The sequence below is a fragment of the bacterium genome (assembly GCA_020444065.1).
Lineage (GTDB): Bacteria > Sumerlaeota > Sumerlaeia > SLMS01 > JAHLLQ01 > JAHLLQ01.
Genome location: JAHLLQ010000005.1, coordinates 168549 through 181691 on the forward strand (window position 1 = coordinate 168549; position 13143 = coordinate 181691).

General features: G+C 59.2%; 7 protein-coding genes. All 7 read right to left on the reverse strand.

All coding sequences use genetic code 11. From position 1 onward, the window contains the following. Positions 1-171 precede the first annotated feature (171 nt). The 7 genes from nadC to KQI84_13670 all read right to left on the reverse strand — a co-directional run bounded on the left by nadC (position 172) and on the right by KQI84_13670 (position 12891). Positions 172-1020 (reverse strand): carboxylating nicotinate-nucleotide diphosphorylase, encoded by an 849-nt coding sequence (gene nadC / locus KQI84_13640; protein ID MCB2155920.1) that lies wholly within the window; start codon positions 1018-1020, stop codon positions 172-174. 21 nt (positions 1021-1041) lie between these two features. Then, positions 1042-1692: a hypothetical protein gene (locus KQI84_13645; GenBank protein MCB2155921.1), complete on the reverse strand. Its 651-nt coding sequence runs from the start codon at positions 1690-1692 to the stop codon at positions 1042-1044. Positions 1693-1704: 12 nt separating this feature from the next. Beyond that, on the reverse strand, positions 1705-2949 hold the full coding sequence (locus KQI84_13650; protein MCB2155922.1) for an ABC transporter permease: 1245 nt from the start codon (positions 2947-2949) through the stop codon (positions 1705-1707). 6 nt (positions 2950-2955) lie between these two features. Continuing rightward, complete coding sequence (locus tag KQI84_13655) at positions 2956-3894, reverse strand: ATP-binding cassette domain-containing protein (GenBank protein MCB2155923.1); 939 nt, start codon at positions 3892-3894, stop codon at positions 2956-2958. Positions 3895-3923: 29 nt separating this feature from the next. Further along, complete coding sequence (gene tal, locus KQI84_13660; GenBank protein ID MCB2155924.1) at positions 3924-5165, reverse strand: transaldolase; 1242 nt, start codon at positions 5163-5165, stop codon at positions 3924-3926. 440 nt (positions 5166-5605) lie between these two features. Continuing rightward, a complete protein-coding gene (locus KQI84_13665) occupies positions 5606-5764 on the reverse strand; it encodes a hypothetical protein (protein MCB2155925.1) in 159 nt (52 codons plus the stop codon). Positions 5765-5904: 140 nt separating this feature from the next. Beyond that, the gene (locus tag KQI84_13670; GenBank protein MCB2155926.1) at positions 5905-12891 is read right to left on the reverse strand and encodes a hypothetical protein; all 6987 of its coding nucleotides are present in this window, start codon (positions 12889-12891) and stop codon (positions 5905-5907) included. Positions 12892-13143 lie beyond the last annotated feature (252 nt).

The following is a 13143-nucleotide window of genomic DNA, read 5'->3' on the forward strand; positions in this document are numbered from 1 at the left end:
GGACAGGGCCATTGAACCCGCCGGCGGCAAGCGTCCCCCATCAGCCCCTAATGCGAGAGCCGGGCCACAGATTTGCATCTGGCTATAGAATTGAAAATAGATGACTTAGATGGTTGGTGTGACGAGGAGGCTCGATTCGCCAATCGTGACTTCGCGGTTCGCTTCGTGGGATTACGATCCCAGATCGATCCGCATCGAGAAATCCAGGGCCACGGCCGAGTGCGTCAGCGCGCCGATGCTGACCCGCTCAACGCCGAATTCAGCCAGTCGGCCGATCGTCTGCAGGTTCACACCCCCGGTGATCTCGATCGGCACCTGACCGGCAATCAGGGCCACGGCCTCGCCGAGTGCCTCATCGCTCATGTTATCGAGCATCAGCAGGTCGACCTTCGCGGCCAGTGCCGCGTGGACCTCCTTCATATCGCGCGCCTCCGCGGCGACCTTGAGGCCCGGGCGCAGCGGCTCCACGCGGCGGAGCGCCTCGGCGAGTCCCCCTGCGCCGTCAGCATGCGTGTCCTTCAGCATCACCATGTCGAACAGACCGAACCGGTGGTTCGTTCCGCCCCCGCAGGCCACGGCATACTTCTCCAGATCGCGCCAGAGGGGAGTTGTCTTGCGGGTGTCGCACACGGCGACCCGACCGCCGCTGGCTTCGACGAAGGCCGCGGTCAGAGTCGCCACGCCGCTCAGGCGCTGGAGGAAATTCAGCGCGAGACGCTCGCCGGAGAGGAGCGAACGGGTTGTTCCCTCCAGCCTGATTGCCAAGTCGCCTGGCTTGACTTTTTTTGCATCCTCAATCAGCCGCTCAACCTTCACATCCGGATCGTGCAAGCCAAACACGGCTTCCACAATCGGTCCGCCAGCCATGATGCCGTCGGCCTTCGCAACAATCCGGGCGTGCGAGCGATGTTCGGCGGGGAAAACCGCATTGGTTGTCACGTCGCCGGCTTCACCGAGGTCCTCGGCCAATGCGAGAGTCAGGCGGTCGCGCAGATCGTCGAGAGTCGGGCAGGCTGTCATGAATTTCCCCTCCAGGGCGGGTTAGCGACTGGGCAGTTGCCCAAGAACCCATTCGGTAAACCCCGGGCGGGCGGCGCGGTCAACCAGTTCGGTCAGCGGCACGCGCGGCAGCAGCGCCTTCAGCACGGCCCGGTACTCCGGATAGTGGCCGCGCGCTTCGGCTTGCACAATCTCGCGCATGCGCTCCGGCGAAAGCGTCGGGGTGGTATCCGCAAACTGATCGACCGCCGTGATGGCGAAGGCTTCGAAGAACCAGATCGGTCCCATCGCATCCTCATCGCCATCCAGAATCCGGATGTGCAGACGATGGGCGATTTCATGGGCGAGGAGCTTGGCGAAGGCCCCCGGTTCGTCTCCGGCGGGGTAGAGCTTGCGATAGATTTCCGGTGCGACGGCCATCAGACGGCGCTCTTCCAGCGCTCCCGTGTGGGTCGGGTGCACCGGCTGATCGGGCGGAATGTCGAAGATCGCCCGAATCTCTGCGTCGAAGGCGTCCTTGGAATCATAGATGTGCGCGCTGTCGGCGAACGGCTCGCGAATCAGGTCTTCCCAGCCGTGTTCCGCTGCGAACCGAGCGATGATCGATTGGGCCTCGCGCAGGGTGCCCTCGAATTCCGCGCGGCGATGTTCGAGGGACGCTGGCAGTTCGAGTGGAATGGCCTGCTGCTCCATCCGGTATCTCTTTCAGTCGAATCGGAATCGCCACCAGCCGATGACGAAGGAGACGGCAGCGAAAATGGCCAGCACACCGACTTCCGGCAGAATTGCGGTGAATGGTTGATTGTACCAGAGCAGATCCTTGAACCCGCTCATGCCCCACGCTGTGATGCTGACGAAGTAGGCGAGCTTCTGCATGAACGGCGGCGTCATTTCAAGCGGCCACCAACTGCCGCCGATCGCCGACATGAACAGGATCATCAGCGTTGAGATTCCACTCAGTTGACCTTCGGACTTCACAAAGGCTGCCATCAGGATGCCCAGGCTTGTCACCGTGAAGGCGACGGCGGCGCTCAGGAGGATCAGTCCCGGAATCGAACTGCCCAAATCGATCCCGAAGACAAGGCGCCCGAACGCGAAGAAGACGAAGAATTGAGTCATCGCCAGCGCAAATACGGCGAGGAGTTTCCCGGCTAGAATCTGCGCGCGCCTGATCGGAGCGGCCAACAATCGCCGGAACGTTCCCCAGTCCTTTTCCTTCAGCAGTGACACGCCGCCGAGTTGCATCGTGAACAGCGCGAACATGATCGCGTAGCCCGGCACGGTTTGCTTGACCATATCGATCTTCGGAGCCTCATCGCCCTCGATCTTCAGATCGACGGTCTCCACTCCGACGGGAGGATTGTTCCACATCTCGTCGGAGTTCTCCATGATGCCGCGGGCGATTTCCTCGGGGTCGCCTTTGCCGCGAGTCACAACCATTCCGAAGATCACGCCGACCTGCACACGCTGCAGATCGGCAGAAAGGCGCGTTGCGACACCATTCAGAATGCCCTGTGCGACACCGGGTGTGACCCTCTGGCCGGGATCGCGTAGCAGGCGGAACTTCGTTGGTTCGCCATTCAAGATCGCGTCTCCGAAACCTTCTGGGATCACGATCACGGCAGAGCGATATCCCTTCTCGATCCACTCGGTGGCGATCTCTTCGGTGAAGGACGTCAGCTTGTCATCTTCGCGAATCGAGGTTTCGACCTTCAATCCATCCAACCCCGTCAGCGCACGAACGATTTCTCCGGAGATTTTGCTGCGATCCTGGTCGACGATCGGAATGCGAATCTGCGGCCCCCCGCCCCCGCCTCCGAACAGGTTGCCAAACGCAGCCACCACAATGGCAATCACCACCATGGGGACGATAAATGCGTGAACCAGCGCCGTGCGGTCGCCGAAGTAGATCCGCAGGTCCTTCATCATGACTGTCAGCATTGTTTGCATGATTTGTCAGTCCCGCAGCGACTTTCCGGTAAGGTGGAGGAACACGCTCTCAAGATTCGGTTCGCGAATAGCAAGCGACTCGATCGCGACGCCGGCCTGCTCCAGCGCGGGCAAGACTTCCAGCAGGGCATGGTTCGCACTCGGCGATTCCACACGCAGCGTCTCGCCGTTTCTGCGCGCACCCCGCACGGTTTCTAACGACTCGATGCGAGCCAGCGTTTCATCGCTTACCTCGCGCACGCCAAACTCAATGATCCCCTCGCCGTGCTGTCGGATCAGGCTTTCCGGAGCATCCATCGCGATGACTTCGCCCTGATCGACGATCGCCACGCGCTCGCACAGAGACTGTGCTTCTTCCATGTAGTGCGTTGTGTAGAGAATCGTCATGCCGTCGTCTTGAAGGCGACGGATGTTCTCGAAAATATGATTTCGCGACTGCGGGTCGACGCCGACGGTCGGTTCATCGAGGAACAGAATCTTCGGCCGATGCAGCAAGCCCGCGGCGAGATTCAGACGGCGCTTCATTCCGCCGGAGAAGCTCTCGGCCTTGTCCTTCGCGCGATCCTTCAGGCCGACGATTTCCAGCGCGTGATCGATGCGTTCGTTGAGTTCCTTGCCGTGCAAACCGTAGATGCTTCCGAAGAAGCGCAGGTTCTGAATCGCCGGAAGCATCGGGTAGATCGCCAGGTCCTGGGGGACGATTCCAATCAGGCGCTTCACTGCCATGGCATTGCGACCGACATCGTATCCGCCGATTCGCGCAGACCCGCCATCGATATCGAGCAGACACGACAGCATCGAGATCGTTGTGGTTTTGCCGGCGCCATTTGGCCCCAGCAGCCCGAAGATCTCGCCTTCACCGATCTCGAACGATACGCCATTCACGGCAAGCAGATCGCCGAAGCGCTTCGTGAGGTTGTCGACTTGAACAAAGGGTTCAGGCATGAGGATTCCTGGCTCGCCGGACGTGGCCACTAGCCACTCGTCAGTTCTTTCCCAATCGTCTCAAACAACGAATCGAAGCTGTCTGCGAAGGCCTTCAGTCCATCGTCCTGCAACTTCTGGCAGATCGCCTTCAGGTCGATTCCGTAAACTTCGAGGCCGCGCAGCAGATCGTCCGCTTCTTCCAGTCCTTCGGAGACGGCGTTCATTCGAACCTGGCCGTGATCCATCAATCCATCCAATGTGGACCGAGGGATCGTGTTGACCGTATAGGGCGCAACCAACTCTTCGACATATAGTACGTCGCGCAGTTTCGGATCCTTCACGCCGGTGCTTGCCCAAAGTGGCCGCTGAACGCCCGCGCCGGCGCGGGCCAGATCCTGGAAGGGTTCGCCGAAGAACAGCTCTCGGAATTCCGCGTAGACTTGCTTCGTGTTTGCGATGGCAACCCGATCGCGGGCGGCCTGGAGGAACTCGCGCTCCTCGTCATCCTTTGCAATTGCCAGCTTCGCATCGATCTCCTTGTTCACTGCCACGTCGATCCGGCTGATGAACATACTGGCGACGCTGCGGACGTCGTGGGTCGGATTCCCGGCGGCAAGGCGCGCGCGCAGGCCGCGAACGTAGGCCGCCGCGACATCGCGATAGTGCTCCAGCGAGAACATCAGCGTCACATTCACGTTCACACCCAGCGCCGTCAGTCGCTCGAAGGCCGCGATTCCTGCCGGCGTCGATGGCACCTTGATCATCAGGTTTGGACGGTCGATTTTCTCGAACAGGCGAACGGCTTCTTCGACGGTCCCTTCCTCGTCGTGGCCGAACCGCGGCGGGACTTCCAGAGACACGAAGCCATCATCGCCACCCGTGCGATTGTAAACCGGACGCAGGATATCGAGAGCACGCTGGATGTCGTTCAGCACCATCTCCTCGTACGCATCTTCGACGGAGGCACCGCGTCCGCGCAGCGATGCCAACTGCTTCGGATAGCTGCCTACGCCATGGCCGATGGACTTGTTGAAGATCGTCGGGTTGCTGGTCATGCCGCGGATGTTCCACTCATTTGCCAGCCGCTCGAGTTCACCGCTTGCGATCATGCGATCGTTAATGTCGTCGAGCCATGGGCTTTGCCCGAAACGAACAAGGCGTGCGGTGGGGAGATTGCTGACGGTCAGTCGATCCAGCCCATCGATCAAGTCCACGCGCCGTGCATGGCGGCCACCACCGAACGTGGCATCCAACCACGCCAGAACGACCTCGCCGATCTCGTCAATCATGTGGTCCGCCGCTAGGACGAGAACATTGGCGCAGTTGTGTTCGCGAGCCAACTGAGCCGTAGCTTTCTTCATCGCCAGCGCTGCACGAACGCCCGGATAGCGGTTCGCCACCATCATCATTCCGTTTCCGGAACGACACAGAATCACGCCAAGATCCGCAGCGCCGGTGGAAACGGCCTGCGCCACGCGCCCGGCGAAAATCGGATAGTCCGTCGACTCCGGCGTGTACGTGCCGCAATCGATCGGCGCGTAGCCTCGCTCCACCAGGAATTTCCCGAGTGCGTTCTTCTCCTCGAAGCCGCCATGATCTGTTCCGATGGCAATGCGAAGAGCCATTGTTCGATACTCCCTGAATCAGTGAATCGTCGTTATCCAGCCCAATGGACCTAACGAATCGGGCTGGGCGGTGTCGAGCCTGTTTGGGTGGCTTTCGCCAGACCTCACGCTCGCGGCGGAGATTCCATCTGAACGGCCATGGCGCTCAGGCTTTCCACTTCATCGCGCTGCGAGGTGACGACACTGTACACTTTGTAGAGGATGAACGCTGCGACGATCAGCCCCAGGATCGCTGCCAGAACATAGAGGTGAGTGCGTCGCATGGCGGTTCTCCCTTGCGGATGACCGTATGCGAACACCTCGGCGGCACAAGTGCAAGGATCAACCCAAGACAGAGCCCGGCGCCAGGGGAGGTCCCAGCGCCGGGCAATGGTGGGGAAGGGGGACTACCCCGGGCCAAGCGTCAGCGCAGCATCCACATCGGGTTGCCGGCGGGATCGCTCTGCGCTTCTATCGTCATGTGCTGATCGATTGTCACATCGATCGGGTTTGTCAATTCACCGCCCGCGGGCACGTCGCCAATCCAGCCGATGAACTCCCAGTTGGGATCCATTACTGCTTCCAGGCGAACCGTCTCACCATAATCGTACAACGACTTGTCCGGCTGGCGCGTGACCTGGCCATTTGTTGTGGATGTCAGCAGCGTGTACGTGTTGATGGCGAACAGCGCCGTCAGGCTCTTGTTCCCATCCATCAGCAACGGCAATGGATTCGTGGACTCGGAGCCCGGTGGCACATCGCCGGTCCAATTCGTGAAGTGGAACCCGTCGGCTCCCTTCGCGTTCAGTTGCACGGTGCTCGCTGGGGCGTAACCGGGCTGACTTGGATCGGTCGAAACCGTACCGTTTGTCGCTTGCACATCCAGCGAGTAGTAGTTTGTCGGAGTCGGCGTGGGTGTCTCTGTTGGACCAGGAGTTGGTGATGGCGTCGGAGAAGGCGTTGGCGGAATGATCGTCCACAACTCGAACGCCATATCCATGTCCTGACCATCCAGTCGATGACCCGACGGCCATGTCATTGGTGACCATCCGCCGCCGATATCGATCATGGCTGCTGCCATGTGCCCATCATCGCTGTTCAGCCAACCCCAGCCGTGCTGAATCAAGCCATCCCCGTAGACGGCTTGGATGGACAGGAAGTAGCGCTCGTTCGGCGCAACCTCCCACGGGGAATTGAATGTAGCTTGGTAAAGGTACTCATGCTCGTAGGAGCCGGGGTATTGCCATTGCTCGACCGCGCCGGCCCACGTTTCGGTGTAATTGCGCACCTGCTCCTGGATCAGCAACTCGCCCGGATGCGGCGCTGGATCCTCATTTGACGAATAGACCTGGACCTCGAAATACAGTGGCCGCTCGACCGGCCAGGGATCTCCAGGCGAAGCGTTCGGATCGATCCACGCCGGAGAGTTCACCTCATCCGATGTCGCGGTCTGCCAGCTTGCGTAGGAACCCCACCACTTGAGCGCCTGAACTGTCGAGTCGGGCGGAATGGCGAAGTCGTCTGCAACCACCTGGCTGAACGTATTTCCAACATCACGATAGGACTGCACGTCATAGCCATCAGTCATGTTGGGAGCCTGTTCTCCCTGCAGATCGTAGACATACGGCGTCGGCGTTGCAGATGGAGTCGGCGAGGGCGTTTCGGTTGGCGTTGGCGTCGGAGCCGGCGCGGAGAACTGGAACGCCATGTCGACTGCCTGACCCTCCTGCGGGTGGCCGGGTGGCCAGACTTGTTCTGTCCACTCTCCACCGTCAACTTGCTGCACCGACGCGGCATTCCACCGCGAGTCGCTCGTGTACCAGCCCCACTGATAGTCGGGGAAGGCCGTGCTATACAGCGCACGGACCGAGAAGAATCCCACTGCACCTGCCGGCGGAACGAATGGCGTTGTCAGTTGGCATTCATACCGGAAGACATGCAGATACTGTCCAGGCTGATCCCAGATGGAATAGCTGGCAACATAGGTCTCATTGTAGACGGCCGAGAGTGCTGCATGCGTCACCGGCCCAGGCACGGGCAATCCTGCTGCAGTCGTGAATTCCATCCACTGAAGTTGGAACTGCTCCGGCCGCATCGTGGGCGCAATCACAGGCCCGGCGAATCCGGACAGATAGCCTTGGTAGCCACCGTAGAACGTCACTGTCCCGATCGCCTGTCCGGATCCCGAGTCTTCCCAGTCGTCCGCCGTCGAGTACATCGGCAGCGAGCGGGGCGAGACCTCTCCCCACGAGAGTACTAGCTCGCCGTCTTCTTCCGACGGGGGTTGATTCCAGGACATGTTGTCCGGTGTCGGTGATGGGGACGGGGTGGGTGTGTCGCTCGGAGTTGGGGACGGAGTCGCCGACGGGGTTGGACTCGGAGAAGGAGATGGCGTCGGGGAAACCGTAGGAGTCGGGACATTCTGGAAGTGCATAGCGAATGAGGCGTCGATCGGCTGGCTCTCCAATCGGTGGCCCGGCGGGTAGTTCAACTCGGTGAAGAAACCGCTCGTCTCACGCAGGGCCGCACTTCCCCACTCGTGCTCAGAGGTCAGCCATCCCCATGGGTACGTGATCATGCTATCATCGAAGATGGCCTCGATCGAGAGGAAGTACTTCTGGCCGGCGGATTGTGTGATCGTTGTGGGCAGGCTGGCCTCATAGCGATACTCGTGCTCGTAGGTTCCAGGCATGGATCCGGATCGAACCGCGTAGCCACCGGATTCGCTCCATGATTCAAGGACCTGGGTTGTGAGCAGAGAGCCCGGACGCGGTGAACCTCCTGAATCCGACCACTCGTACGCGCGAATCAGGAACTGCCGGGGTCTGTTTGCCGGAGGAGGAATCGTTGCGGGATCATCCATTCCGTAGTTCAAGTAAGACCCCCACCATTCCAGTTTCACGATGGGCGAACCGTCCGTGCATTCCCAGTCGTCGTAGATCTTCTCGCCCATCGTTCCGGCGAAGTCCTTGTACGAAGCCATATCGTAGCCATCGATGAAGTTCGGCAATTGTGTCCATTTTGAGTCCGGATACGGCGTCGGCGTCGGTGAAGGTGTTGGAGCAACCGGCGGTACACGATCGCCGAGAATCTCGAATGCCATATTGAACGGATGGCCGTAGAGACGGTGTCCGACCGGCCATGCGAGTTCGACAGCCGGTCCGCCGCTGACGGACTGTTGCGGCGCCACGTTTTCGTCCTCATCGCTGTTCAGCCAACCCCACTCCTCCGAAGGCGCTGAGCCGCCATAGTGCGCCTGGATTGCCAGCCAGTACATCTCTCCATCTACAGGTTGCCATGTTCCGGGCAAAGCCGCCGTGTACACGAACTCATGCTCGTAAGTGCCAGAACTGCTGCTGTAGATGGAATCATCCCAATCCTCGCTGTACGAGTAGATGGTGTATTTGCCTTGCTGCGCACCAATCGTCGGGGGCGTTCCATCGATGTACGAGTACCACGCGATATCGAAACTGGAGGGACGAGTTTCAGGCGCGCTGACCGGACCCGCTTCGCCGGTCCGCCAGTTTGCGTACGATCCCCACCAGCGTATGGCACGCACTTCCGATCCATTGGATCCCCAGTTATCGATAATGATTGTCTGTCCGCTTGTGTCGACGTATGCTGACGTATCGTAGCCGTCCGTCAGATTCGGCGGCTGCGACCAACTGGAGTGCATCACATAGCCTTCATCGCCATTGCTGTACTTGCTGGGGCACTGGCCATCGTATGTACGAGATGCCTGCACCCAGTAGTAGTAGGACATATTCGGCTGCGCGGTGGTGTCCTCGTAGCTGATGCCCTCAAACCAGCCGCTCAGATCGGTCTTCTCACCGAGCAGCGAGACCGATCGCGAAACACGGTAGTAACGCGTTTCGGCGCTGGGACTCCAGGAGATGACAACCTTATCGGTGTATGTACCATCTGTAGCCTCGACGGGGGATGGGCCGTTTTCCGCTCTGTATCCCATTACCGGTTCGCTGTAACCATTTGCGCAACCGCCAGAGCTATTTCCAGCCGAGCGCACCCAGTAGTAGTACGGAAGGCCTGCAGTCAGAGAGAAATCTTCATCCACATATCGTGTTTCCGTGTCCCAGGAAGTGATCGCGATTCGCGCGACGCCCGCAATGTTGTCGGCGCGATACACCTGGTAGTAACTTGTCTCGAAGACGATCGGCCACTCCACGACAATGGAATCCAGATAGGTTCCCTGAGACGCAGAAACCGAATGAGGTGGCGGCGTGTTGTAGGAGCCTGCGCTGGGGCCGCCGCGCTCGCTTGAACCATTGGATGTGTGGGCACTGACCCAATAGTAGTAATTCTGGCACAAGTACCCTGTTCGATCGACCACTTGGTTACCGCTGACATGTTCCATAATCAGAGATGGAAGAGGATCCAATGGATTGACCGACCGCCATACTCTGTAGAACTCGGCACCGTAGACGGTATCCCAGGTGATCTCCACGCCGCCCGTATATGTCCCAAGGGTAGCATCTACGTTATACGGTGCCTGCAGACCCGTCCATCCCGCAAATGGGCCGGCCTGCGAACTCTTGTAGACCCCGCTCGAGCGCGTTCCACATGCGATCCAGAAGTTGTAGGTCCTTCCAAAGACACTGGGCGTGTACTCGAACGATGTCGACGTCATCGCCGATGATTCCCAGCAATCGTCGCACGTTTCGCCTTCTGAGACATAGACCCAGTAGTAACTTGCCCCTGGTACGGCATCCCAGGTCACGACGATCTTATCCGGATACCCTCCTTGTGTTGCAGCCCCATTGCTTGGGCCGGGCAGAGTACGCCAGCCGGCATTGCGGACTGACAGTTCGCTTTCTCTCGTGCCGCTACTATCTGCCGCCGCACTGACCAGGTAATAGTACGTCGTCATCGCTTCCGCCGTGGTGTCGGTGAACGTGTCGTCATTGATCCAGCCACTGAGCGGAACTGCTGTGTCCGACGTGGTGGCCTGGCGATAGACACGATAGGCACCAGCGCCTGCGACTTCGAGCCACTCGACCTTGACACCGTTCTGGTATTCTCCGTCGGAGGCTGTGACATTCGCAGGTGGCGACAACTTCCGCCATCCCGATGTTGGAGTCGTATACAGACTCATCGCGGTCTCAGATGCATCCGTCGCCCGCCGCAGGCTGTACCAATAGGTTGCGCCTGGAACTGCAGTCTGGTCGCGCCAGTAGGACTGTTGGATCCAATCGCTGATCGGCGCGGCCGGAGCTTCGTAATCGTCCGCCCGGAAGACTCGATAGTAATCCCCATCATTGTCCCATGTGACGTTGACGTAGTCCGCGCTTGTGCCGTCGCTGGCCGAGACACCGGTTGGCACAGGAAGTCGTGCCCACCCCGTATCTTCCATCGCGTAGCTTTCTCGCGTGCCGCTTGGGCTGGCGGCGGCGTAGACACGGAATCTGTAATCTTCACCTGCAACAAGGTTATTGGAATAGCGGAATTCGCGCTCGGTCCGCCAACCCGTCAGGTCAGTATAGTCAGATTCCCCGGGGCGCATCACCATCAACTTGTAGTGCGTTGCTCCAGTAACGGCGGTCCACGTAATGCGAATCTCGTTCGTATACCACCCATCGGAGGCCACAATGCTGGATGGCGGAACGAGTCGATCCAGAACGGGCCATCCGCGAATGTAAACATCGTCGATGTACGCACCCTCTCCAACGGTCGAGTCGCTGTCGCTGTGGAAAAGAAACGCTAACCACACCTGCGGTTTATTGATGTAGTTGTTAAGCGAGAGCGACTTGCGAGTCCAATCGCCGCCGGTTTGTCCCAGCTTCACGGGGGCGAAGTCTGTTCCGTTCGTCGAACCTGCGATCGCAACATAATCATCCGCCGCATCGTTTGTTTGGAAGAAGTACCAGAATGCCATATCGCCCTTCGTCCAACCCAGCGTGCTGAAGGGGCCGTAAACGATGTAGGTATGCACATTCTTGGGATACGGACCAGGTGCGGCCCAATGATCGCCTACACAGTAAAGCGAGTAGTCGTTGTCTCCGCCGGGTGGCCTCGGGTCGTCTGCCGGACCGTGAGCGCGTGCTTGCGTCTCGCCCCAGTATTGTGTACTGCTGCCAGTGCTCAGACCCGTCCACGGGCCTCCCCACAGGCCAGACTCGAAATCATCCGACCAGAGACACTCGTAGGGATCGTCGTACGGGATCACCTTCTGGATCGATTCATTATCCGCGGGCACATTGTCCCAAGCCAGTTCAAATGGTGTATCCTGGTAACGGTCGTTTTTGTAAATTCGATAGTTGTGGTGCAAAAGGAGAATCTTGTTATTGTAGTCCCATTCATCATACCCGGCGGCCGTCGTCGAGTGTGCCCACTCGGGGTACTCGTCCTCGTCGTAGTTCGAATAGACCAGAGGTCGGCCGGCAAGAAGTTCTGCCTTTAGGTCATTCTCCCAACCCAGATACTCGCCCTCGTCTCCCTGTTTGTCCGAAACTCCGATCGGCGTGTTGTTGTTATAGAAGTCGTCGCGCAGGAACTTGCGCAGGCCTGGCGCCATGGCATAATCCCAAGTGCCATTCTCGGGAGAGTAACTCAGCGCGCGCATGAGACGATATACGGCTTCATCTTCATGGCCTGTCTGTGACGAGCCATTGTCGATCAGATTCCCAAAGCCATGATCGTCCCAGTAGCCCATGACCTGTGCACTGGCATTCTCAGCGCAGCAGTTAGCACCATAATCATCCTGGTGGTAGTAGGGAACATCGTTGATATGGAAATAGGATGGATCGGAACGCTGCACATTTGGTGACGGCGGGGGAGAGCCGGTTGCCTTGAAGGCCGCCCAGATATCTTGCGGTGGCGGCATATTCTTGTCTTTCCTCACCGACGGCAATCTTCCGGAACGGAGCGCACGTCCGGACATTTCGAAGACCTTCGAAGCCCACGTGTCGACGAGCCACGCCGGCGCATCGGAATCGGAACGACGGCTGCCGTCGTTCGGCTCATGAAAGACTGCCAGTGCCCCGAGATAGTACGATCGCTCGATCGCGTCTTCGCCGCGCGCAGAGATCTTCGCCAGATCGGCGACGCGATCACCTTGCAGCGTATGAGGCGCTGGACCGACAAACCGCTCCAGCATTGGATAGACGTCCGAGTGTCCTGCCACAAGTACTGTCCCGACGATTCCCGGATCATCGCCTTCTGCGAACTCGACAGCCCAGGCGTTTACTGAACCATCCAGTGCATAGTAGGGCGTAATTGTCGCGACCTGGGCATCGGACCAGCGCTGGTGCGCATAGTACGTTGCCGCCGTCTTGGCGAGATCCGTCGGGATGTCGTCCGATGCCGCAAGCGCTGGACTTGGCAAAATCGACAATGCAAATAGTAGAGCGCCCAGTGCCCCAACAGCACTGCGCACCCGCGCATGAAAAGTACTCATGACGAGATACCTCCTCCAATCCGCAGCGAATGCGGAACATGCTGGCTTTTCTGGTGCATTCAATTGGCTATTCCCGAGTCTCGCAGGAGTCAATCTGCATTAGAGGTGTATCTACACCCGACCATGAGTGGTTTGGCCTTGCCTCGGGCGTTTTTTCCTTTCATGCCCGGAGTGCTTCCTCCTATAAAAACTTCACCATCGAGAAGAATACCCCACCATCGGAGAGTTGCCGCTCCGCGCGCTCTCCGTGAA